We start from the raw sequence: 25,570 nt of genomic DNA, 5'->3' as shown, positions 1-25,570 counted from the left end.
TTTATATAAAAAGGGATGGTTAACATGTTAACGATTGGAGAAGTAGCGAAAAAAGTTGAAATCTCAATTGGAGCGATCCGCTTTTATGAAAGAAAGGGACTGTTGAAACCTGCTGCACGAAATGAGCAGAATAACCGTCTTTATTTGGAGGATGATCTGAACTGGCTGGTTTTTATCAAATGCCTTCGCGAAACCGGGATGAGTGTGGAAGACATCAAAAAGTATTATGATCAGGTCAATGAAGGAACCTCCACTTTGAAGGAAAGAACCAAGCTGATTGAGGATCAAAAGCAAAAGTTGCTGAATGATATCGAGGAGAAAAAAGCGCAGCTTGTTCATTTGGATAACAAACTGGAGCGCTATTATCGCGGAGAAAATTATTAACAAAAACTTGTCCTATAGATTAAATGACAGAAAAAGATCAGGCAGCCAGCATTCACTGTCTAACCTGATCCGAAAGGTTGAACTTATAGCGATTTTCAATAAGGTTAAAAGTTCAAACAAAAATGACCTTAACGCTTACACAATTGGTAATGGTTATAGGGTTCATTCTCAATTTTTATTCTATTTAAAAGTTCAAAATTACATTTCTGTATGACCTTATTGGATGCTTGATTGGTAGTCAAAGCGATGGCATTTAACACTTCCACGTTTGTATGTTCAAACAAATACTCCGTCATTCCGTTTACTGCCTGCGTTGTATAGCCACGGTTCCTGAAGTGTTTCGATATACCGTACATAATCTCCCGATTGGGTGCTGGCAGCTCGTCCTTGATCCCTGAGCAGCACCATCCTATGAACTCATCATTTTCTTTGAGTACGATAGCCATACGTAAATATAACTCTCCGATATCCCCTCCCGCCATCACAGCTTGTTTAAAACGCTGATTCTCAGGGATTTCATATTCGGCGAGCCACAGGGCTCTCTCTTCAATCGTAGCGTTCCATCCCGGTAGGAATTCATACACATCAGGTTGCCACGTAATTTCTTGCAGTTTCTCCAAATCTTCAATTCGATACTCGCGCAAATAAATATCCTTGCAGTCGATGATTAATTCATCACTTGAATTGGTTTGTTTCATAAGGTTGCCTCCACATACTGATTTACGTTACATCATTATAGAGCCGTGTACCATTGCCTTAAAGGCAATGCCTTGATTTGTATAGCGTCAGGATCTTGGGTTTTTTCAAGTTGGGGAAAACACTCTGGATATTGAGCCAAGTATTCGCTAACACACCATCGAACCGACCAGTTAATATCTGTTGACCAATTTATCCAATGGTGTATTTCCTCCTTTGGAGCATTTTGCAATAATCCATGCATATACCATCCACGCACCCCTCCTTCTGTTTCATGCATTAAGTACACCCAATACAACTGTCGCTCTTGTTCGTTCATCGGTTCACCGAGGGTCGATACTGCAATTTTACGAACAATAGCGGATGAATCCTTAGTGAAGCTCCATAACTCTTCACGTGATAATTCATCCCTCTCAACTAAAGTAGTTAAAGAAAGGGCTCTTTCAATCTCATCCATTGAATGAATTGCGCTGTAGGGATTTTGATTTTTCATACTTATCATGGGTAAAGTTTTTGTTATGTACCTTGGCTTATCTGCCCTGTTCATATAACGAATTGTATTCTCAACGTTAATTCGAGGAGCCAAGTTATCATCACCTTCAAGTGGTTCACCATGCTCGACTAATAAGTTTCTCAGCATCTCGGAACTTAAACTCGGAAATTGGGAGAACAAATGGGCCGCAACACCAGCCACAAGCGCAGCCGCTCCAGAGGTCCCCCCATAAAAAGATACGCGCTGACCAGAATCTTCAGATTCATAAGAGGGGATTGTAAGGTGTAGTCTGGGCGCTAATATGTCCGGCCTAAAGTGACTATCTCCATTTCTGCCATAAGGTTCATCAGGGAAAGGAACGTGTAATGAACGATCGGCCTTTCCACGATCAATGTAGCCTCCTACTGCTAGATACTGTATTGGAGGCATGATGTTATTTAAACGTGTATTTCCATTCGAACAAATAACCAATATGCCCTGTTGCACAGCTGTCGCCAATGCTTTAACCGTTGAATTTTCACTCGTATTTTTAAGATGAACTTCATTATCTAATGCCTGCCAACCAGTGCTTAAAATAATTTTTATATTCCATTCGACCCCATGTTCAAGAATCCATTCCATTCCTTTTTTCAGACGTTCTCCTTCTCCAGTTGTAAATGCCCCATGATCTAGAACGATAAATGTTGCTGCTGGTGCTATCCCGACATGAATCTGTTCCTCTAATAGAATAGGTTCATGGGCCAAAGCCAGTACACTCATAAGGCCATGCTCACCTTTCCTGTTATCCTCCTCCCTGTTCATAGATGAAATGTCGCTCATAGTGACAGTCATATTTTCATGTACGGCGATACATTTGATATGTGTATTTAAGTGATTTACGAGATGATGTGGTTTAATTGAATCGATAATTACAATCCCCACACCCAGACCAGAAGTTTGAAAATCAGGCCGTTCAGCAAAACCTAACCTTTTCCATGTCGGATCGGGTATTGCTCTATCCACACGATCACCTCAGATTTTGATATCATTAGAATACTCTCGCCTTCTGCTTAATGTACATTACCATGTATCCAACTAACATTGGCAGACCTCAAGCACCCTAGCGATCTTATTTATGATGGACTCAAACAAGGCCCTCTTTTTCCATAAACTCGTCTTTGGTTAATCCAAAGAGGATCAGATCCTGGTATTTTCCATCCGTATAGATCACCTGGCGACGCACACCTTCCTGGACACATCCAAGCTTTCTCATCATGGCTGCGGAAGGTTCATTTCCATGGAGTACATAATCATTAAATTTGTTGAGTCTGCGCTCGAAGAAAGCATAGTTCAGCAAGATTCGAACAGCTCTGGTTCCGTACCCTTTTCCTCGATGATCTCTGTCAATTTGAATGCCAATGCTAAAGGTACCGTTCCTTTCATCAATACTATTCAGATTCACACCTCCGACATTCTCACCATTCATATTCTCAATTGTAAACATGATCCGTCCTTTGGCTAAAGAAAAATCAGAAAAGCTTTCGGTGAAATTCTTCACCTCGGCATGGGTTGGCGGCAACTCTACTGCACACTCCAATAACCGACGGGCAGGTGTATCAAAGCGGTTATAATAATGATCTTCCCAATCTTCCTCACGCAAAGCACGTAATCTGACCTTATCATCCTGCCAGAAATATTGACTATAATCGATTTCTCTCATTCCGAACCCTCCGCATAACCAACCAATTTTTTACTGTGAGCTACAAATATAATAACCCGTAATGTGGTATTAGAGGAATTTTGTTTTCAAACTATCTCAACGAAAATAGCCCCCGAACAGGACAATCCTGTCGGAGGCTATACTCTATTTTATATCCATATGTCATTTACGACTCTTCCGTATATTGAGGCTTGGTCACGTTATCCGGAACCGTTTCATCGAATACATCCTGACCCGGATAATCCCGCACTTCTCCCTCGTGAAGCTCATGATTCTCATAATCAAACCGGTGTGCAGATCGTTGATCCACCCGCCATGGAGAACTCTTCCCAAGAGACTCGGATAGAAGAGATGAACCGTAAGGACCCTCCGGGAATTCCTCCAGTGTGATGTCGTTTCGTTGCGATTCCACCGTAGACACATCAGTATATTCTCGCCGTTCTTCACGCAAAAACTTATCTTTCATCGTTCGTCCCTCCTAGTCCATTCCAGATGATCAACGCACACTTATTGTGAGCGAGCACTTACGAAATTATGCATGATTATTGGAAAACACTGCGTTTAAGCTTCTGATCCATCACCTGATCAGCACGTTAATCATCGCCATCATAGTTGGCGAATCCATACTAATAGTACAAAACCAATGAGACCAGCCATGCTAATCCAGGTATCTCGTTTGGACCATATCAATAACGAAGAGCGTGCTCCAAGCAAGGAGTTCTCTCTAACTTTACGCATTTCCATCGCAATGGTCATATCCTCTGCACGTTGGAACAGTGCCATTAACAAGGGGATAACCATCGGACCCAGGTCACGAATCCGCACAGTGTTTGGTCTTAAAGCCGCCTTCCCACGTGCCCGTACGATCAGCGAGAATCGCTGCCACTCACTCCAGATCATCGGGATAAAACGAAAGATTAACGATACAGCAAGTGCAAACGAAGCTACGGGCAGCCTGATTTTTTTACCGATACCGAGTACCCAGTTCAACCCTTCTACCATTCGCCCATAAGGCGTCGTCAGTGAAAACCACAGACTTGCCAACGTGACGATAAACAAACGATACACATTCAGCAAAGTGCCCTCCGCTTGTACCAGGGAAAAGCCAAAGTGCAGTCCTCCTCCCTCAGTTGAAAGGGTTGTTCCAGATAACGCCGTCGATATGAGGAAAAAGATTAACAGTGGTTTCATTAACTTAAGGCATCCAGCCAAAGTCTGACGCGGGAGAACGGCAAGTGCAGCCACTACCGGCACCAATGTTAACGTCAATCCCAGCCAGCGCTGTTGAAGCATCGCGGCGGTAACCAGTAAAATATACAAAATCCACTTCAGACGCGGGTCCATCACGCCATATAATCCACCCGAATGAATCAAGGTGTTCGGAAGAATCTTCGGATCATCTTCCGTTTTAATGGACGACAGCATCGGTGCTCCTTTTTCATACTTCATTGCATCGCTCTTGACTTCCATCGTTATCGTCCTTGATGCTTCTTTCGATTCGTTTTGAATCTGTACCTCAACTGACTTGGACTGAACAATGCTTGCTGCCATCTCCTCTGGCGTCATCGCGGTAAAAGGTAAATCAATACCTGCAGTTCTGAACTGCTGTGCCAGTCGCATGGAAGGTGGCAATCCGATCCCTGTCTGCTCCAGCAGTTCAGGACTTTCGTGAAGTTGTCTCGGCGTGAGATCAGCGATTAGACGACCTTCCTGTAACAACAATACCCGATCAGCACAAGGCAAAAATGTATCCAGATCATGGGTTGCAACCACGCCCCCACCGCCTGCCAGACGATGATGCTTTATTGCATCCAGCAACAGTCCGACACTTTGCGCTTCCAACCCAGCGCTCGGCTCATCCAGCAGAAGCCAGTGTGGATTGGTCACACTTCCGAGTGCAAGTCCAAGCCTGCGCTTCTCTCCCCCACTTAGTGCAAATGGCGACCTGTCCAGCTGAAATCGCCGTTCCATCTCCGGGGATACCGGTGGATCCCATTGGTTAAGTGCTTTCGCAATCTGCTCTTGTTGCTGGCTCTCCGAAAGTCGATATGGACGCAAAGAATATGTGAATTCACGCTGAATGCTCCGGGCAAACAATTGTTGTTCCGGGAATTGAAATACCAGCCCCATCTGCAATAAAATCGACTGCGGCACTTTCCCTTCTCGCCAGAAAGGCGTGCCATCCAGTGTAATACTTCCTGCATCAGGAAGTTTCAAGCCAGCCAGCGTCTGTAATAATGTTGTTTTCCCCGAACCCGTACAGCCTATTAGTAAGGTGATCTCCCCGCTGTTCAACTGTACCGTAACATCTTTAAGCAATGCGCGTTTGTTCGGTTCGGATGCTTCTATACGTATATTGGTTAATTCGATCTCCATCGTGCGACCTCCTTAGCCAGTTGCTCGGGTCGCAGTGGCATAGCTTCTGGCAGCATGCCTTTTTGCTTGAGAAATAATGCAGTCTTTACAGTAAAAGGAGGGTCCAACCCTAACTGTTCACAGGGGGATAACTGTACATTTTCCCGGGTAATCTTCTCATTCGTCTCTTTTTCATAATAAAAGGACTCAGGCACCGCGTTGTAGACACAACGTCCCCTTTCAATAGCAATAATTCGATCACACAGCGTTGCTTCTTCCAGATGATGTGTAATCCAGATTACCGTCGTCCCCCGCTGGGTGATCTTCTGAACGATGGTCTCGATGCGTTCTCTTGCTTCCGGATCAAGCATCGCTGTCGGCTCATCCAGAATCAAGACATCCGGCTTGGCCGCGAGCGCTACGGCAATGTTAAGCAGCTGTTTCTGTCCGCCGGATAATTGTGAGATGGCCATCTCCGGGGGATATTGAAGTCCTACGGTATGTAATGCGTCCTGCCTGTTGTCCAATTGCTCTTCTACAGAATCCATCAATGGTGACAGCGCAAAATGAAACTCCTCTTCAATCGTATCCCCCAGTACCTGAGCATCCGGTTGCTGCAATACACCCCGAATGATAAGTTCATCCGAGATATTTCGTACCCCTCCCGATAGCGGCGTAAATCCGATTAGCAGTCCGGCAAGCGTACTTTTTCCACTCCCGTTCGCGCCTACAATACTTACCCACTCTCCTTGGTGCAACGTGAGTGAGACACCATCCAGTGCTTTTCTCACTTGACCAGCTTCGGAAGCATAGTGAACTCTAGCATCTTCTAATATAATTATTGGCAGGTTGCCTTGCATCGTAAATTAGTCCTTTCCCTTTCTATGGTTATGTGGTACGATCCTAATCGTTAACCATATATTTCGATTTGGTTAACAATCATATTATCAAAATCGAGAGGATTGTTCAAACATGAAATTATCTTTGCGAGGCATTGTATTCAGCGCACTTATGGCCGCAATTTTAGTGCTTTTTGGTTACATAAGCATTCCTATTGGCTTCTCCCCTGTACCGATAACATTACAAACTTTAGCTGTCATGCTGGCCGGAGGATTACTTGGTCCACTCTATGGTTTTCTAAGTGTCACGATGGTTGTTCTGCTCACCGCTCTTGGATTCCCCTTGCTGCACGGGACCGGAGGACTTGCGGTACTACTCGGACCTACCGGAGGATATGTGATGATGTGGCCGATCTCCGCATTATTAATTGGACTGCTACTTGCACGAATCAATATCAGAGGTGTCACAGGATTCATTCTCGCTTTTGTTGTATTTGAACTATTTGGTTCACTCCTCGTGTATGTATCTGGGGTCCCTTGGCTTGCCTATGCATACAAAATGGACCTTCCTGAGGCTATGATTCAAGGGTTCTATCCTTACATTATAGGTGATCTGATCAAAGCTGTATTTGCTGCGATCATCATTGCGCCAGTACGCATGGTTTTCCCGCCTCAACGCCTCACCGGTAACATTCATTCAACGGTTGTACAAGCGGAGTCTTAACAGAAGCTACATAAGGTATCCGATCTGCCTATATTGGAAAAACAGCAAAACCGCCAAAATGATTTTGGCGGTTTTCGTTACTTCTCTCTATCTATTCGTTCATTATCTAGTCACCTGAAGCAATCGACGATCTGAAATCTGAAATTGTTGATCTGCTGTATTTTCAATAAACGTCTGATCATGAGATACAAACAGAATTGTTCCCTCATACGCCTTGATAAAACGCTCCAACGCTTCCAGTGCATGCATATCAAGAAAATTGGTTGGTTCATCCAACAAAAGAATATTGTATTGGCCCAGAAACAAGTGACATAGTTGAAGACGAATCGCTTCTCCACCGCTTAATGTCCCAACATTCTTCAGCAGGTCGTTACCTGAGAATTGCATCGCGTGCAACGCACTTCTGAGCTCTGATTCCTCATATTCCGAACGATTCTTCAGGAATTGTAATACGGACTCTTTCGTCGTGAAACGATAGCTCATTTGCTGAAAATAACCAAGTTTTGCTTTTGGAGACATAGTGATCTGATCTCCGACATGGAAAACATGGTTAAGCAATGTGCTTTTCCCACTGCCATTGGCTCCGGTTATCGCTATTTTTTGCTTTAATGGAACCTGAAAACTTACATCCTCCAACAATACGTGGCCTTCTACCTCAAGTGTAAGACGATCTGCCATAATCGGAAAGCGATTGTGCAGCTCCAGTGTCTTTGGCTGACGGAAGATGATAGGCCGATCCTCTTGCACCGCTTTCACCTCGTGAAGTTGTTGCATACGCTGTTCAATCGCTTTGGCTGCGCGGTGCACTGCTTTTTGACTGGTGCCTTTGGATTTTGTTTCAACCATACGATTTGCTTTTGCCTTTGATTCTTTTTTGGACATGCTTCCGGCCTGCGTTATTTTTTCAGCTTTTTTCATCTTTTCCCTGGCGGCCAGTTCCAATCGTCTTTTCTCCTTGGAGAATTGTTCATGGGCCTGGTTCTGCTGTTCACGCTCAAGCCTCTTCTGTGCCTGATAGTCACTGTAATTGCCGGAATATACACGAACCTCTCCCTGATGAATTTCCCAGATCGTGGTTACCAGCTCATCCAGTACCGCACGATCATGACTAATCAGCACAATTGCCCCATAGTAATAGCGCAATTCATCCAGTAGGAATGCAATGCCCTCCTGATCCAGATGTGTTGTTGGTTCATCCAGCAACAATACTTCGTGATAATGAGTGAACATTTGAGCGAGTTTTAGACGGGTTTGTTCGCCGCCACTCCATTGCTGGTCGTGTTGAGGTATGGCTAATTTACTCAGTAAAGCCCCGTCAACTTCCAGATGTCCATTAGGCTGGGGTGGTTCAACTTGTTCCAGATAGCCGAACTCTGCGTAACGTTTTACCTTTCCAGCGGTTGGCTGAATCTGTCCCGCAATGAGTTTCAATAACGTACTTTTACCCTGACCATTCCCACCTACTACACCGATGCGATCCAGTTGATGAACAGCCAGTCGCTCAATATTCAGTACTGCTTTATCCATATAGGTCATCTCAACCTGTTTTAATTCAAAACACATCTTTTCCATATTCGCTACCTCCGAAATAAGATTTATTTCGTATCGATAGCGAAGCACGCTTCTATCGATACGAGCTTATCGTGCCAGCTCGTATCAATAGAACAGTAACGTCATCATAGCGGTACCTCCAGCAGTAGTCTGTATTGAACGCCTTTACCTAATTAAGATAGTCATAAGAAAAACAAAGAATCACAGGCCACGGCCTGTGATTCAACGTAAACGGGAAAACGAGTATAACACTTATTTTAAGGTCAGGATGATTGAAAATGACAGACTGATCCCGTTTACTCTGAACCAGCGGTCAGAGCCTAATTATAATTTTCCAATTCCACCATGTCAACGGAACGATGAAAATATGACAGCATCGGATTAGTACATCAATCTACTTTTGTTCCTGACCATTCCCACTACTTAATTTCAATAGAAGATCTTGGCTATTAACTTGCCCTTTAGCCTGCGGAATCACTTCTTCGTAGTTGGCTGAATTGGTAACAATAATAGGTGTCACCGTATGATAACCGGCGGCCTTAATCTGTGCAATATCGAATTCTAGCAACAGATCTCCCGCTTGAACCCGATCCCCTTCTTTGATATGGGAAACAAAATGTTGTCCGTCCAGCTTAACTGTATCTACACCAACGTGAACCAATATCTCAGCACCGGTGTCTGATACAACAGCCAAGGCATGTTTTTTCTTGAATGCAACGGTAACTGTACCGTCAAAAGGCGCTACGACTCTGCCCACAGCAGGCTCAATCGCAATCCCTTTACCCATTGCTCCCGATGCAAAGGCCGGATCTGGAACTTCCGACAATTCTACAATTGTTCCTTGAATTGGGCTAAATACATCTTCGTCTGAATCATTCATTGTACGGACAGGTTGCTGGGCGGATGACGTTGGCTCGGTTTTTGTTTCTTCCTCAACCGGATCTTTGAAGCCCATGATGTACGTCAGTACAGCCGAAACGACAAAGGATACTACGATACCCAGAATCAATCCAGGAAAGCCTTGTCCACCTGGCCCGTAGAAGATCGGCAAGGTCAGCAACCCCGGTGCGCCGGATGCGAATGCCAATGTGCCCGCTTGTCCAATGATAGCTCCACCAACTGCACCACCGATAACCCCTGCAATAAACGGACGTTTCAGTGGTAATGTTACCCCATAGATGGCAGGTTCAGTAATACCGAATAATGCGGTCAATGTGGATGATCCAGCCAATGTTTTCAGTTTTTTGTTCTTGGTTTTTAGCATAACCCCAAAAGCTGCACCCGTTTGGGCAAAGATCGAAGCCGTTGCAGCTGGTTTAACCCCGTCCTGTCCATACACAGCAACGTTGTTGATAAATACAGGAATTAGACCCCAGTGAACTCCGAAGATAACGAGCAACTGCCAGCTGGCACCCATCACTGCCCCTGCGAGCAATGGACTGAATCCAAAAGCAGCAACGAGACCGGCTGCAATTCCATTACCAACGTATACACCGAATGGTCCGAATACGAGCAGTGTCAAAGGTACCATGATCACTAGCAGGAACAACGGTGTAACAAAGTTTTTCACACTATCGTGAAGAGCCTTGTTGAAGATTTTTTCCAATTTACTCATTACGATTACAGCTAAAATGATCGGAATAACCGTAGACGAATAGTTCATCAGGATTACAGGAATACCGAAGAAGTCCGTGGGTGTTCCCTCTGCTTTTAGCGTAATGATGGAAGGATAGATTAAGGCACCCGCTATCGTCATCGCTACAAACATATTTCCCTGGAATTTGCGGGCTGTTGTAACCGCTAACAACAGCGGCAGGAAGTAAAAGAGACTATCCGCTGCTGCATACAGGATTTTATATGTTGTTTCGGTCGTTTCCAGCCATCCGATATTGCTTGCAATCAACAATAACCCTTTAAGAATACCGGCTCCTGCCATAACACCAAGGAGCGGTGCAAATATGCTGGATATGACATCAATAATGCCCCCAAATCCTTTGGCTGCTTTGCGAGGTTTTTCTTTCTCTGATGAATCGTCCAGAATGTTACTGATCTGCCCAATGGCACTATAGACCTCAGGCACCTTGTTACCAACAACAACCTGGAACTGTCCCCCATTTTCTTTGACTGCGATAACACCTTCTGTTTTCTCCAATTTGGCTTTATCTGCCTTCGCATCGTCCTTCAATACAAACCGTAACCGTGTCGCACAATGAACCAGCGATTCCACATTTTTCTCACCGCCAACCAGTTCTACAATCTCCTTGGCCAGTTTCTCTTGACTCATAATCTGCACCCCCACTTTTTGTCAAACAGGCTCTTTACCGATTTTTTTGCACGCAAAAAACCTAAGCCTTGAGTGAGGGGACACAACGGTCCTGACCTTCTCATGACTTAGGTTTTGCCTGCGTAACCAGTAACAATCCCAGTTAAATCGTATTCAATTCCTGTTAATCACATACTATTATAATTAAACCATTTTTGTCAACATTTAAATATTATCGATTGACTACTCGTTCGATATGAACGGTTAGATACAACTTTTCTTCATTAGTCAGCTCGTGGTTATATTCCTTTTTGACAAACAACTCTATTTTCTCCGTACACGCTGCGGCATCCGGATGTTTCTCCTTAATCATGTCATAGAAATGATCATAGTTGTTGTCATAGTGAGTTCCACTGAGCACTCGCTGGGAGAAAAACTTCAGATGTGTGATAAAGCGAAAATAACTGAGTGATTCCTCGTCAAATTCCATTTTAAAATGATACTTCGCTATATTAATAATCTGCTGGATAAACTTCGTAATATTCATCGTCGTAATGACTTCTTCGTTCATCTCTGCGTTGACAATATGCAGGGCAATATAAGCGGCTTCATCTGGTGGAAGCTCAATATTCATACGGGTGTTGATCTGTTCCAGCGTCTTCAGGCCCAGTGCGAATTCGGGCTTGTACAACTGCTTGATCTCCCACATTAATGCGTTCTTGATCTCCACACCTTCCCGATAGCGTTCAATCGCGAAGTTAATATGGTCCGTGAGAGAAACATAGATGTTCTCATTTAGTTTTCGTCCCAGGTTCTCACGTGCATACGTAATGATCTCTTCCACAATTTCAATCAGTTCCATCGGAACTTCGCGTAACAGCATTTTGAAATTATCGGATGTTTGTTTGTTCTTTAATGCAAATACTTTCTGGATGCGGGTCTCGTCTACTTTATCCCCCGGCTTTTTCTTAAAGGCAATCCCACGCCCCATCACCACAAGCTCTGCTCCATCCGCTTGATAGATGCTAATGACGTTATTGTTGATAACCTTTGCTATTTTCACTTCAATCCCCCCGTCACGTTCCACTCTCTTGGCAGTTATACATCGTCTTTTGGGCATACAAAAAAAACCTGAAGCATCACAAAATAAACAAGACATGGTGGTCTGTTTTTTTGGTGCTTAGGTTTTGCCTACGTCGTGTAGTAACAATCCCAGAAACGATATAATTGCGTCAAGTATAGCGCGAACCTGACTATATGTCAACGCTTTCAATGTGTGGACAATCGGAAGTGCCGTGAATTCACGGTTCTTCCGATTGCTCGAAATCAGAACTAATCCATTTTGCCCTGAAGACTACGCGTCGCCCAGGTTGGTTCCGTTAGATTCGATCACATTTTTGTACCACTTAAAACTCTTCTTCTTCAACCGTGTCAGTTCACCATGACCTTCATTATTACGATCCACATAAATGTAGCCATAGCGTTTTCTCATCTCACCAGAGGAAGCACTCACAATATCAATAGGTCCCCAGCTGGTGTAACCAATAATGTTCACCCCATCCTGAATGGCCTCACCCATTTCAGCTACATGCCGTTTCAAGTAATCAATTCGGTATGCATCATCCACTTCACCTTCCGGGGTAACCACGTCATTGGCACCAAATCCATTCTCAACGACAAACAGCGGCTTTTGATAACGGTCATGCAGTTGATTGGCGGTGATACGGAACCCTTTAGGATCAATCGTCCAACCCCATTCGGACTTCGCCAGATATGGATTCGCTACCGATCCAAATACATTACCGCTCGTCATATTTTTGATAACTTCCGGATCGGTACTGGTTGTACGACTTGAATAGTAGCTGAAACCGATATAATCTACCGTATGATTCTTCAAGATTTCTGCATCACCCGGCTGCATAACGATGTTCAATTCGTGGTCCTTGAAGAAACGTTTGGCGTAACCAGGATATTCCCCACGTGATTGCACATCGATGAAGAAATAGGACTCTCTATCTTTTTCCATGCCCTGGAACACATCTTCCGGATTACAGGTATACGGATAGAAGCTTCCTGCGGCGAGCATACACCCAATCATGGCACCAGGAATAATCTCATGACATGCCTTGACTGCAAGTGCACTTGCAACCAGTTGGTGGTGAGCAGCCTGATATTGAATCTCCTTGATGTTATCCCCTTCATTGAACGCCAGCCCCGCCCCAAGGAACGGAAGATGTAGCAGCATGTTGATTTCATTGAATGTCATCCAGTATTTCACCTTGTCTTTGTACCGAGTGAATACCGTTGTAGCGTACGTCTCGAATAGCGTTACCAGATCACGACTTCTCCAGCTGCCATACTTCTCGATCAGATGCACAGGCACATCAAAGTGAGCCAATGTAACCACAGGTTCAATACCGTTTTTCAACAATTCATCAAACAGGTTATCGTAAAATTGTAATCCTGCTTCATTCGGCTGTGCATCTTCTCCTGTCGGGAAAATCCGTGCCCAGGCAATCGAGACACGCAGTGCTTTGAATCCCATTTCTGCAAATAGAGCAATGTCTTCGGGGTAACGGTGATAGAAGTCAATCGCTTCATGTGAAGGATAGAACTCGGTAGCGAGCGGCGTAAAAGCCGGAACATTACCTTTCATAATACTTCTGCGGTTCTCTCCTGTCGGAAGCAAGTCAACGATACTCAGCCCTTTGCCATCTTCCAGATACGCGCCCTCCGCCTGATTGGCAGCAATAGCTCCACCCCACAGAAAATCTTTAGGAAATTTAAAATTCGTCATCATTATTCTCCTTCCAAATATGTAATTCAGCTATCCGCTCAAATCCTGAAAAATATTAAAAAGACAAAATATTTAAGTTGAACTACACAATTACACATAAACGGAGAGGACAGAAAAAATCTGGAGAAGCGGAGCGTTCGCATTTATCACCGGATTTCCCCTTTAAAAAGGGGATCAAAAAATCTGGGGATAACAGCGATTGGAAGATTGTTCTGGCCGCGCAGTCGTCTCGTGTAAAATCGTTTGTTCAACTTAAATAGAAAAAACCCGAACCAGCCTGGATACACGAAATTGTGTAAACAAGCCAGCTCAGGTTATGCCCATATCGGTAACATTCCCAGATCATGATTATGCGGATTGGATAAAACTTTAGCAAGAATCAGAACAGTTGTCAACTTCTTGAAACCGGTTTAGCTATGGATTGCCCACTACGATATTTGTTAGAACGCAGCGCATGTACCGCCAAGAATCATCTGTTGATCCGGACCCGAACATTAACCGTTCCGCATTAATAAAGGCTTCTATGGCGATATTCAGATAGGGTGTGAAATCCTTTGAAGTCCAATTTGCCCAGTCTGCTTCCGTCACTATCTCTGAAAGTTTACAGTACGCATTCGGTTCTGCGGCTAAGCAAGGAAATCCCCCGCTGAAAGTCTTCTCTTAATACATATTGAAGATCAGGTTCATCCTGTATGACATGTTAAAAAGCAACCATATAATTTTCATTTCCAATGAAATAAACGCTCACTACAAAATCTATTAATATGACGAAATCACTGATTTTCACATGACTTCTATTCCAATTATGCAGGTATTGTCCAATATTAAATCATGATATAGTAAATTACGAAAACGCTTTCAGTACATAAATCGGTGGTGATTCCAGTACTAAACAAGTAAATTTCGGTTTGCGTTGAGCTCTATTTTCACCCTGCTTAACCGCTATTCAAGTTCAACCATTTTATATTTGAAGGAGACTATATTGATGAAAAAAAACCGTAAATCAGTCCTTTCTCTTACGCTTGTGACTGCCATGATTCTATCTCTGTTCTCCTCAGCTATGGCTTCCGCTGCAACTGACAACAGCGAACAGGCCGATGCACCAGCTGCTCCAAGCAAAATGCAAGCCTACGTGAACGCCATGGAGCCTGGCTGGAATCTGGGTAACTCTCTGGACGCCGTTGGTGAAGATGAGACTGCCTGGGGCAACCCGCGCATTACGAAGGAACTGATTCAATCGATCGCAGATGAGGGCTACAACAGTATTCGTATCCCTGTGACCTGGGAAGCCCACATCGGTGACGCACCCGACTACACAATTGATTCCGCTTACATGAATCGGGTTCAGGAAGTTGTGGACTGGGCACTCGATGCGGATCTCTATGTCATGATCAATCTTCACCATGATTCCTGGCGCTGGATCAGTTACATGGAGAAAGACCATGACAACGTGCTTGCTCGTTATAACTCTGCTTGGACTCAAATCGCGGACAAGTTCAAGGATGCATCCGATAAGCTCATGTTCGAAAGTGTTAACGAACCCCGCTTCTCCGAGGGCGGCACAACGGATGCGGCTATTGGATACCGTATGCTGGACGAGTTGAATACTTCTTTTCACAAGATCGTAAGAACTTCGGGTGGAAACAACGAGACACGTCCACTTGTGCTTCCGACGATGCATACCTCTTCCGCTCAACCTGATTTGGATGAACTGAATGAGACCATTCAAAAATTGAATGACACCAATATTATTGCAACCGTTCACTACTACGGGTTCTGGCCATTCAGTGTGAACATTGCAGGTTACACCAAGTATAACGATGAAGTACAGAAGGACGTTACCGATACATTCGATCGGGTATACAATGCCTTCACAGCCAAGGGCATTCCGGTTATCGTCGGTGAGTATGGCTTACTTGGTTTTGACCAGCACACAGGTGTCATTGAACAAGGGGAAAAACTGAAATTCTTCGAATTTGTTGGACAATATCTGCGTCAAAAACAGATGACAACGATGTTATGGGACAACGGACAGCACTTCGGTCGCACAAGCTTTACTTGGTCTGATCAGGAACTATTTGATACCATGAAAGCCAGCTGGACAGGTCGCTCATCCACAGCCGAAACGGACCTCGTATATCTTAAACAAAATGAAGCCATTCAAGATAAGAAGGTAAAGCTCAATCTGAATGGAAACAAATTCAAATCTTTGAAAAATGGCACTACCCCTCTTGTAAGAGGTAAAGACTATACGATCAAAAAAGATGTACTTACGTTAAAATCCAATCTGTTAACCAAATTGACAGCCTCAGGTGATTTGGGTGTAAATGCTTCACTCACAGCTGGATTCAACCAAGGTGCTGACTGGAACTTCAATATCATTAAATATGACACGCCTAAGTTGAACGATGCAACGGGTACAACCAGTGCATTTACCATTCCGACTACGTTTAACGGCAACCAACTGGCAACGATGGAAGCGACATATGCAAACGGAGAGAACGCCGGTCCACAGAATTGGACTTCGTTCAAAGAGTTCTCCTACACATTCAGCCCAGATTACGATCGTAATGTGATTGAGCTGAAACCTAACTTCTTCAATGAAACCAATGATGGCGAAGTCACGCTTAAGTTCCATTTCTGGAACGGAGATGTGCTAACGTACAAAATCACGAAAAATGGAACCAGCGTTGTTGGTGTAGCTTCCAAATAACTCATCTAACGTTCTGCTCAGAGCTTAAAGCTCTGGCAGAACGTTTTGTTTCATACATTATCGAAGAATAACGTACAAGTGGCCCTTCATACCTTTACACTAACGAGGACTGAGGGGGAAATATCATGTTTAAACGTGTTGACCGTCTTGCCATCGAACTACCCATATCGAATAATCCGGATCCTAATGGAGCTAGTGCAGTTCAGGAGTTGCTCGGTGGAAAGTTCGGGGAAATGTCAACATTGAACAACTATATGTTTCAATCATTCAATTTCAGAGGCAGATCCAAGCTGCGTCCTTTTTATGACATTGTTGCAAGTATTACCGCTGAAGAATTCGGCCATGTTGAACTTGTCGCCAATACGATTAATCTCATGCTTGAAGGTGCTACATCGCCAGGTGCTCCAGACTCCACGCCACTGCGTGTTGGTAAGGATGCACGGATGACTTCACATTTTATTGAATCTGCTCAGACAGCACTCCCTTATGACTCCATGGGAAGACCCTGGAATGGTTCATATGTCGTGAGCAGTGGCAATCTGATCTTCGATCTGCTACATAATTTCTTTCTTGAATGCGGCGCAAGGACCCACAAAATGAGAGTCTACGAAATGACGGACAACAAAACAGCTCGAGAAATGACAGGTTATCTGCTTGTACGTGGCGGTGTGCACGTTCTTGCGTATGCCAAGGCACTGGAAATTGCAACGGGTGTTGATGTAACAAAAATGTTTCCTATTCCGCGACTGGATAACAAAGCTTTTGAAACGACACGTAAGTGGGAAGCGATGGGAGAACATCGCAGACTGTACACATTTAGTGACAAAGATTATCAGGGCATTGCTCAGATCTGGAAAGGAACACACCCAACCGATGGTGGTAAACTGGAGGCTTTTGCCGGCTTGCCGGGTTATGGAGGGCCGGTACCTGAGCTGCCTGATCTGCCGGAAGAATTTGCGCCAGGGATATCCGCAGAAGATCTAATGCAGATTGCAGAGCGACTGAAACGACACGCTGGCCTGTAGACTCAGATTGACGTTTGTTTTTCCATAGGGCGTCGATTGGATAACCGTTTCTTTGATTTCTTATGGCGTACACCAAAAAAGGGAAACGGGAGAGATACATCTCTACCGTTTCCCGCTTTACATGCCACTATTGTGGCTCAGTAAATTTCACTACCAGTACCGCTTCCCCATTGGCTTGAACACGACCTGTTGACGTTGCTGTAACAGTCGCAATTGCTTCATTTCCACTTGGGATCAACACGGGTGTAATCAAAGGCAAACCAGCTGCCTGAATAACATCCATGTCAAATTCAATCAACAATTGTCCTGCAGTTACACGATCTCCGCTATTCACATGCGTGGTAAAGCCGTTTCCTTTCAGTCCAACCGTATTAATTCCGATATGAACGAGCATCTGTACACCTGTTTCATGCTCCAGAATCACGGCATGTTTACTCTTGTTCATCACATGCGCAATGACACCATCAAACGGTGCATACACCTTGCCTTCTGATGGCTCAATGGCGATCCCCTCACCCATGTGTTTTTCCGAGAACGCCGGATCAGGAACCTGCTCCAGAGCAACAATAGTTCCGTTCATCGGCGAAGCTATTTCGAGCAGCTCTACCTTAGGACGATTGCTTTTAATGACGTTACTAGTTGAATCGACTTGTGAATTAGTATCCAGAGTGTCAACTTCATTTGAAGACATTCCACTACTGGCGTGGCTAACCGATTCATCTGCAACTGGTTTATCTTTGTACCCGAAGAACCAGGTAAGTGCAAATGCAATCGCCATGGCAACCACGTTGGACAAGATGTACAACGGCAGTTGGCTGTTCAGATAGAGCAATGTTCCCGGAATAACCGTTACAGCCATGCCTGTACCTTGCAGATGGAACAAGGAAGCGATGAAACCACCTATACCACCACCAACCAGTCCCATAATAAATGGTTTCATATAACGCAAGTTAACACCAAAGATAGCTGGCTCGGTAATTCCCAGAAATGCGGACAAGGACGAAGGCAATGCCAGTGCTTTGAGCTTCGTATTTTTGGTCTTCAGACCGACTGCGAGACAAGCCGCTCCTTGTGCTGCCATGGCACAGGTAATGATAGCGTTGAACGGATTGAATCCCGTCTTTTCCAGTAGTTGAATCTCCAGGAAATTGAAGATATGATGCACACCGGTAACCACAATAATCTGATGGAAGAAACCAATGATGATACCTGCGATTCCGAAGGGAAGATCCAATACGGCAGTTGTTCCATGCAGAACCCACTCTTCAAGAGAATGGAACACTGGGCCAATCGCGAAGAGTCCGAGCGTAATCATGACTGTTAACGTAATAAAAGGCGTCAGAATTAAATCCAGTGCCTCAGGCACTCGTCTTCTCAGAACCTTCTCGAACTTGGCTCCAATCAAACCAACGAAGAATGCAGGCAAAACAGATCCCTGATAACCCACGACAGGTATAAAGCCGAACATATGCAACGGCTCTGCTGATCCATCTGCCACCGCATAAGCATTGGGTAGTGCCGGATTGACCAGCATTAACCCTAATACGATACCCAAAACCGGACTTCCGCCGAATACGCGGAATGCCGACCACGCTACAAGCGCAGGCAGGAATGCAAATGCCGTATCCGTCAGGATCTGAGTGAATAACAGGAAGTTGGCCGAGATATCATCAGGTGTTGCACCAAACAACGCCAGAATTTCATTCTGGGTAAGTAATCCGCGCAATCCCATGAACAGGCCTGTAGCTACCAGTACGGGAATAATGGGTACGAATACATCACCAAACGTGCGGATAGCCCGTTGAAAAGCGTTCCCTTCTTTTTTCCCCTGACTCTTCACTTCATCCTTGGATGATCCTTCGATTCCCAGCTTCTCGACCTCTTCAAAGATTCGATTCACCGTTCCCGTACCGAAGATAATCTGATATTGACCTGAGTTGAAAAACGCACCTTTAACCTTCTCGATATTCTCGACTGTTTTCTGATCAATCTTCTCTTTATCTTTCACCATAATGCGAAGACGAGTTGCACAATGTGCAAAAGATGCGATATTCTCTTTGCCCCCGATGGCATGAATGACTTCTTGGGCAATGCGTTGATTCTCCGACACGTTATCTCATTCCTCTCACGTAATACTTAATAATCCCATTGGGTTGCTTCAAAATCAGCCTTGCCTCCGAGTGCAAAAAAACGAATGCTTATACTCTCCCGGCTTGGGAAAATCCGGCTGGTAAAGACCTCTTCCCCATCGTTTACAAAAATCTCAACCGAAGATGAATCCACGAACAGATGGAACTTAATCTTGTCTGTAGTAAGCGTGCATCGACGGATCATACCATTTTGTTCTGCCAGTTTGGCACCTGCCATGGTCCGATCCAAGACAACTTTTTGCTGAATTCGATCATACACAAGAACCGTTTTTTCAGCTCCATTTGCCCTGAATTCGATGCCGACAGTCTCTGCCTCTACATTGCTTATCTCGCATATCAGCTCATAGGCAATCCCCTCGAAACCAGCGAAGGATCGACTCTCATTATCAATCGTTGCGCGAATATGAGTTCCTCCCTCCTGCTGACGCAATTGCAGCATCTCTGCAACGGGTTGTTGGATTAACTTGCCGTCTATCAGTGACAATTGCCGAGGAATGGTCAGGCAATGAGCCCAACCGCTATCATCGGTCGGATACGCCAGATCGGGAAGTCCCATCCAACCAACCAGAATACGTCTTCCGTCCGGAGCCTGCATCGTCTGCGGAGCGTAGAAGTCGAATCCACGATCCAGCTCCTGAAATTCACCATGATTGAACTCTCTCGTCTGTAGATTCAGAGGTTCACCGATCAGATAACCGGACTGAAAAATATTCTGGTAATGATCTCCCGCAGCATCCAGACCTTGTGGGGAAAAGACAAGCACACCTTTCCCGTCCAGCTCCATATAATCTGGGCACTCCCACATATAGCCGAAGTTGGTTAACCCGGTGCGGATCTCACCACGAAACTCCCAGTTCTTCAGATCTGTTGAACAATATAACACCGTACATCCCGTCTCGTCTGTTCGCTGGGCACCGATTACGCAATAATACATCTCCCCCTGCTGCCACACTTTCGGATCTCTGAAATGTTCCGTGTATCCCAGTGGCACCGAAGAGATAACGGGGTGATTCAATTTGCTTACTGAACCGCTTTCATCCAGTACTGCCAAGCATTGATATGGATGTCGGACCCAGTCCTCATCTCTTGTATTGCCTGTATACAGTAAATGTAGCTTGCCGTCTTTTTCAATCGCACTACCGGAATACGCTCCGTGCGAGTCATATCTGTCACCCGGTTCGATTCCAATTCCGACATTTTCCCAGTTCACCAGATTCTTCGAGCGGGTATGGTACCAGTATTTCATGCCATGTTCTGTTCCAAGCGGGAACCACTGATAGAACAGATGATAATAGCCTTGATAATATGCAAAGCCGTTAGGATCATTAAGCAGACCCGTTATGGGCTGAATGTGGTAACTCTGTCTCCATGGACACTCGGATATCCGTGCTTCAAGCTTCGCAATCTCTCCAGGCTCAGCTTGTTCAATTCGTCTGTAGCGCTGCTCTCTAGTCATTTTCATAGCTGTTCTCCATTCAAAATGTAGGAACCGGTTCCATTAGACGCAAAAAAAATAATTCCATATGGCATAAATGCCTGACCAATTTCGCATATCCGAATTGGACATTCGCATTGGAACCGGTTCGATGGAATTATCATAAAGGATGCTTTTATATTTTGTCAACGCTTTCTCTAGGAATAAGTTCTACATCAAGTACTGTCCGTTCCTCCACCGACTCGCCTTTGACCAGACGAATAATGTGATTTGCCGCTACTTGACCTGCCTGCAAATAATGATATTTCACAGTCGTCAGCGTGGGATGAATCATCTCCGTAATATCATATCCGCCAAATCCGGTAATGGATAAGTCTTGCGGTATTCGGATTTTATTGGAGAATGCAATCTTCATTACCCCCAGTGCGATATTGTCCGTAGCCCCCACGATGATCGTTGGTATGATCTCTTTCAGTATGGCTTCAGCGGTAACGATGGCTTCCGACATCTTGAAGCTTGTCTCATAATACTTCACTTCACATTCTCCACATTCGGCAATTGCACGCTGGAACCCTTGTTTTCGATGAATGCCCACCGCCTGATCCCTCTCGCTTACTCCCATGTATACCATCTTGCGATGGCCCTGTTCCACGACATATCTGCCCATCTCATAACCCGCCTGATCATCATTGTGAACCAAACTGTGTAGTTGCTCATGTTGTTGCCCCACCAACAACACAGGGATACGTATGTCCTCCACTGCCTTCAGATGTGCTTCCGTCACTTCAGCGGCCAGTAGAATAATCCCCGACACCTTTTGTCTTGCAAAATCATATATGGCATCAATCTCACGTTGCATGTCCTGGCTCGTATTCGCAATCAGCATCTGATATTGATTACTTCTCAGTTCTTCATCAATTCCGATCAGCGTCTGAGATGTTGCAAAAGAATCCAGTCGCGGAACTACCGTACCGATAATACTGGTCTTCTTCGCCTTGAGACTCTGTGCAAATGTGTTGGGAACATAATTGTATTGTTTGATAATGCGCTCAATCTTCTGGCGTGTATCTTCACTAACCGATCCGCCATTCAGGAAGCGAGAAACCGTGCTCTTCGCGACACCTGCCATCTGAGCGATATCAGAAATCGTTTTATTCATAAAGACTCCTCTTAATTTCATTACTGGTTTACCTTTTATTATACTTCGAATCGCACGAACAGCAAAAGCCCGATGGTAATGTAGTAATCATACAGGTGTATGATCCCACATTCATCAGGCTGTTAATTTCCAAAACATATTTGTTCAGGCGATCAGGACAAGGATAATCCTTATACCTGCTGACTTACACTTCGATAATAATCGGCAAGATCATGGGTCTTCGCTTCGTTTGCGCGTAAATGTAGTGACCAATCTCGTCTTTCAGCTTTTTCTTGATCACATTCCACTGATTCACTCCAGCCCCGATTAACTCATCCATTCGGCTAAGAACTAACTCATGGATCTCATGCATGAATTCTTCCGAATCCTTCACGAACACGAATCCTCTGGAGATGATTTCGGGTGAGGCAACCATTTGTTTCTCCGTTTTGCTCAATGTGGTTACGATCACCAGCATACCATCGGATGACAGTTGCCTGCGATCACGAAGTACAATATTGCCTACATCACCCATGATCAGACCGTCCACGAGACTGTTTCCTGAAGCAATTTTGGGACCAAGAGAGGCCACGCCATCTTTGTACTGAACCATATCTCCGTTATTCACAATAAAGACATGATCACGCTCTATACCTACGGACTCGGCAAGCAGTCTGTGCTGATACAACATACGGAACTCACCGTGAATCGGAATCAGATAATCCGGCTTCATGAGGGTCAACATCAATTTGAGCTCTTCCTGACTGCCGTGTCCAGAGACATGCATTCCTGCGGCACCACTAGAACCATATATCACGCGCGCTCCGAGAACATACAGGTTATCAATCACATGAGCCAAATTGCGCTCATTGCCCGGAATAGCACCAGCTGCAAGGATAACTGTATCTCCGGCCTCTACCCTTACATGGGGATGTTTCCCTGTTGCCAAGCGGGACAAGGCAGCCATAGCTTCACCTTGGCTACCTGTACATAATACAACGACCTGCTCTGGTGGAAACTGATTGGAATCCATTGCATCAATTAATAATCCATCAGGAACTTGCAAATAGCCCAGGTCACTCGCAACAGACACCACATTCACCATACTTCTGCCCAGTAAGGCCAGTTTACGCCCTGTTTCGAATGTTGCATTAACAATCTGTTGAACTCTGCTGACATTCGATGCAAAGGTGGAGATAAACACTTTTTGTTTTGCACGGATAAAGGCATCCAGAATGTGGTCCCCTACGATACGCTCGGAAGGTGTAAATCCAGGCCTTTCCGCATTGGTACTTTCGGAGAGCAGTATATGGACACCTTGCTTGCCAATCTCGGCCATGCGGTGCAGATCAGGGAAAGGTCCATTAACGGGAGACATGTCAAATTTGAAATCCCCGGTATGTACGACATTGCCTGCGGGAGTCTGGAAGAAAACACCAAGACAATCTGGAATACTATGACTGGTCGCGAAAAAGGAAACATCGATCTCACCCAGCGTAATGCTGGACTTGGCATCAATTGTGTGCAGATCAGCCTTGCGTAGCAGCCCATGCTCTTTCAGTTTAAGTTCAATCAATCCGCGTGTAAGCCTGGAAGCATATACAGGAATATTCATTTGCTTTAGCAAATAGGGAATGCCACCAATATGATCTTCGTGTCCGTGGGTAACCACAAGAGCCCTCACTTTATCCAGGTTCTCCAGCAGATAGGTTACATCCGGGATAATCAGATCAATCCCCGGCAAGGTCTCATCCGGAAACTTCGAGCCACAGTCAATGACGATGATATCCTGGTTGTATTGGATGAAATACATGTTCTTCCCTATTTCATTCACACCGCCAAGTGCAGCGATATATAGTTTGTTGTGGGCTAGATTCAATTCTATTAGTCCTCCTCTGCGTAGCATACTTGTGCAATACGGATCCATATTCCTAGTATGGAAACAATCGCCTCACTTATGCATTTCAAAGTGATTATGTCAAAAAAACCACCACGGATTATTCATCCGTAGTGGTTTAGAAAGTGTAACATTACACCAATGATTTATCACGTTGCAGCAATACCTCTTGTTCATAGGTTTTGATATCCGTGATCCATTGCTCGCGAACAGGAACATCTTGCTGGGCACAATAATAGTCCCAGATTGCGCCAAACGGATAGGATTTGAACTCTTCCGTCAAGGCAAGGCGCAGCGTGTAATCCCCTTCCAGTTCGGCTTGTTTCAAGGCATCCACCGGTTCCAGCATTGCACGCAGAAGAGCTTTGATCGTATTACGTGTCCCTACAACCCATGCAGCAACACGATTGATGCTTGCATCAAAGAAATCCAGTCCAATATGTGTTGTCGTCAGCAGATCATGTCGAACCAGTTCACGGGCAATTTCGAGCAACTCATCATCCATAATGACAACGTGATCACTGTCCCAACGCATCGGGCGGCTTACGTGAAGCAGGATACCGCTGGTAAACAAAGCAAGGGATGACAGTTTGTTTGAAATGACCTCTGTTGGATGGAAATGGCCCGCATCAAGACAGATTAACGTATCGTTTTGCAAACCATACCCCATATAAAATTCATGTGAACCCACCACATAAGCTTCCGAACCGAGACCAAAAAGCTTGCTCTCTACCGCATCCAAATTGTGCTCTGGATTAAGCGGTTCGCCGAATACTTCATCCAGTGATTCCTTGAGACGTTTGCGTGGAGTCATGCGATCAACCGGATTATCTTTGAATCCGTCCGGTACCCATACGTTGGTTACACAAGTCTGACCGAGCTGTTCGCCGAAGTAAGCACCAATCCGGCGGGACGCCTTGCAGTGATCAATCCAGAACTTGCGAATCTCAGGGTCTGGATGACTGAGCGTGAAGCCATCACTTGATTTTTCATGGGAAAAGCATGTTGGGTTAAAGTCCAGACCGAGTCCTTGTTCTTTGGCCCACTTCACCCAGTTCTCATAATGCTTCGGTTCAATCTGATCCAGTTCAACCTGCTCATCTGTATCTGTGTAGATTGCGTGCAGATTGACCTTATGTTTGCCAGGAATCAGAGCAAAAGCTTGCTCCAGATCGTTACGAAGCTCCGCAGGTGTTGTCGCAGCTCCCGGATACTGACCAGTAACGGAAATCCCGCCTGTTAGCTCCCCATCCTTATTCAGAAATCCTTTGACATCATCGCCTTGCCAGCAATGTACGGATACTTTGATCTCCGCGAGTTTGTTCAGTACTTGGTCCGTATCGATTCCGTGCTTTGCATACAATGACTTAGCTGCTTCATAAGCTTGCTTGACTTGGTTATCCATCCGCAA

General features: G+C 45.0%; 19 protein-coding genes. 4 read left to right on the top strand and 15 right to left on the bottom strand.

Annotated features, from left to right (window positions below; translation table 11 throughout):
* Positions 1 to 24 precede the first annotated feature (24 nt).
* Positions 25 to 384: a MerR family transcriptional regulator gene (locus M1D71_RS12430; RefSeq protein WP_076249478.1), complete on the top strand. Its 360-nt coding sequence runs from the start codon at positions 25 to 27 to the stop codon at positions 382 to 384.
* A gap of 128 nt (positions 385 to 512) precedes the next feature.
* Here the strand turns inward: M1D71_RS12430 and M1D71_RS12425 are convergent, their stop codons facing one another.
* The 6 genes from M1D71_RS12425 to M1D71_RS12400 all read right to left on the bottom strand — a co-directional run bounded on the left by M1D71_RS12425 (position 513) and on the right by M1D71_RS12400 (position 6,487).
* Positions 513 to 1,082 carry a GNAT family N-acetyltransferase gene (locus M1D71_RS12425; RefSeq protein ID WP_458126691.1) on the bottom strand — a complete coding sequence of 190 codons (570 nt, stop codon included), beginning with the start codon at positions 1,080 to 1,082 and terminating at the stop codon, positions 513 to 515.
* A gap of 35 nt (positions 1,083 to 1,117) precedes the next feature.
* Entirely contained in the window at positions 1,118 to 2,575 is a 1,458-nt protein-coding gene (locus M1D71_RS12420; RefSeq protein ID WP_458126690.1) for a S8 family serine peptidase, read from the bottom strand.
* A gap of 121 nt (positions 2,576 to 2,696) precedes the next feature.
* Positions 2,697 to 3,272: a GNAT family N-acetyltransferase gene (locus M1D71_RS12415; RefSeq protein ID WP_458126689.1), complete on the bottom strand. Its 576-nt coding sequence runs from the start codon at positions 3,270 to 3,272 to the stop codon at positions 2,697 to 2,699.
* Positions 3,273 to 3,438: 166 nt separating this feature from the next.
* Positions 3,439 to 3,738 (bottom strand): hypothetical protein, encoded by a 300-nt coding sequence (locus M1D71_RS12410; protein ID WP_458126688.1) that lies wholly within the window; start codon positions 3,736 to 3,738, stop codon positions 3,439 to 3,441.
* A gap of 140 nt (positions 3,739 to 3,878) precedes the next feature.
* A complete protein-coding gene (locus M1D71_RS12405) occupies positions 3,879 to 5,648 on the bottom strand; it encodes an ATP-binding cassette domain-containing protein (RefSeq protein ID WP_458126687.1) in 1,770 nt (589 codons plus the stop codon).
* The gene (locus M1D71_RS12400) at positions 5,633 to 6,487 is read right to left on the bottom strand and encodes an ATP-binding cassette domain-containing protein (RefSeq protein ID WP_458126686.1); all 855 of its coding nucleotides are present in this window, start codon (positions 6,485 to 6,487) and stop codon (positions 5,633 to 5,635) included. The genes M1D71_RS12405 and M1D71_RS12400 overlap by 16 nt, the downstream gene beginning before the upstream one ends.
* Before the next feature lie 112 nt (positions 6,488 to 6,599).
* On the opposite strand from M1D71_RS12400, the gene M1D71_RS12395 reads away from it, so the two are divergent.
* Positions 6,600 to 7,190: a biotin transporter BioY gene (locus M1D71_RS12395; protein ID WP_458126685.1), complete on the top strand. Its 591-nt coding sequence runs from the start codon at positions 6,600 to 6,602 to the stop codon at positions 7,188 to 7,190.
* A gap of 102 nt (positions 7,191 to 7,292) precedes the next feature.
* Here M1D71_RS12395 and M1D71_RS12390 read toward each other — a convergent pair whose 3' ends face one another.
* The 4 genes from M1D71_RS12390 to M1D71_RS12375 all read right to left on the bottom strand — a co-directional run bounded on the left by M1D71_RS12390 (position 7,293) and on the right by M1D71_RS12375 (position 13,801).
* The gene (locus M1D71_RS12390) at positions 7,293 to 8,762 is read right to left on the bottom strand and encodes an Msr family ABC-F type ribosomal protection protein (RefSeq protein ID WP_458126684.1); all 1,470 of its coding nucleotides are present in this window, start codon (positions 8,760 to 8,762) and stop codon (positions 7,293 to 7,295) included.
* A 373-nt stretch (positions 8,763 to 9,135) separates the two neighbouring features.
* Positions 9,136 to 11,025, bottom strand: coding sequence for a beta-glucoside-specific PTS transporter subunit IIABC (locus tag M1D71_RS12385; protein WP_458126683.1), 1,890 nt, complete (start codon positions 11,023 to 11,025; stop codon positions 9,136 to 9,138).
* Between the two features lie 211 nt (positions 11,026 to 11,236).
* Positions 11,237 to 12,067, bottom strand: a complete 831-nt coding sequence (gene licT, locus M1D71_RS12380; RefSeq protein ID WP_458126682.1) for a BglG family transcription antiterminator LicT — start codon at positions 12,065 to 12,067, stop codon at positions 11,237 to 11,239.
* Between the two features lie 291 nt (positions 12,068 to 12,358).
* On the bottom strand, positions 12,359 to 13,801 hold the full coding sequence (locus M1D71_RS12375) for a 6-phospho-beta-glucosidase (protein ID WP_458126681.1): 1,443 nt from the start codon (positions 13,799 to 13,801) through the stop codon (positions 12,359 to 12,361).
* Positions 13,802 to 14,783: 982 nt separating this feature from the next.
* Between M1D71_RS12375 and M1D71_RS12370 the strand changes: the two genes are divergently transcribed.
* A complete protein-coding gene (locus M1D71_RS12370; protein WP_458126680.1) occupies positions 14,784 to 16,514 on the top strand; it encodes a cellulase family glycosylhydrolase in 1,731 nt (576 codons plus the stop codon).
* Between the two features lie 125 nt (positions 16,515 to 16,639).
* Positions 16,640 to 17,539, top strand: coding sequence for a manganese catalase family protein (locus tag M1D71_RS12365; RefSeq protein WP_458126679.1), 900 nt, complete (start codon positions 16,640 to 16,642; stop codon positions 17,537 to 17,539).
* A 127-nt stretch (positions 17,540 to 17,666) separates the two neighbouring features.
* Here the strand turns inward: M1D71_RS12365 and M1D71_RS12360 are convergent, their stop codons facing one another.
* The 5 genes from M1D71_RS12360 to rhaA form a co-directional block, all read right to left on the bottom strand.
* Positions 17,667 to 19,649: a sucrose-specific PTS transporter subunit IIBC gene (locus M1D71_RS12360; protein WP_458126678.1), complete on the bottom strand. Its 1,983-nt coding sequence runs from the start codon at positions 19,647 to 19,649 to the stop codon at positions 17,667 to 17,669.
* 26 nt (positions 19,650 to 19,675) lie between these two features.
* Positions 19,676 to 21,151 (bottom strand): glycoside hydrolase family 32 protein, encoded by a 1,476-nt coding sequence (locus tag M1D71_RS12355; RefSeq protein ID WP_458126677.1) that lies wholly within the window; start codon positions 21,149 to 21,151, stop codon positions 19,676 to 19,678.
* Positions 21,152 to 21,299: 148 nt separating this feature from the next.
* A complete protein-coding gene (locus M1D71_RS12350) occupies positions 21,300 to 22,283 on the bottom strand; it encodes a LacI family DNA-binding transcriptional regulator (RefSeq protein WP_458126676.1) in 984 nt (327 codons plus the stop codon).
* 184 nt (positions 22,284 to 22,467) lie between these two features.
* Positions 22,468 to 24,168: a ribonuclease J gene (locus M1D71_RS12345; protein ID WP_458126675.1), complete on the bottom strand. Its 1,701-nt coding sequence runs from the start codon at positions 24,166 to 24,168 to the stop codon at positions 22,468 to 22,470.
* Between the two features lie 124 nt (positions 24,169 to 24,292).
* Positions 24,293 to 25,564 (bottom strand): L-rhamnose isomerase, encoded by a 1,272-nt coding sequence (gene rhaA, locus M1D71_RS12340; protein WP_458126674.1) that lies wholly within the window; start codon positions 25,562 to 25,564, stop codon positions 24,293 to 24,295.
* Positions 25,565 to 25,570 lie beyond the last annotated feature (6 nt).

The organism is Paenibacillus sp. Z3-2, assembly GCF_054161325.1.
This window is presented reverse-complemented; position numbering and strand designations above follow the sequence as displayed.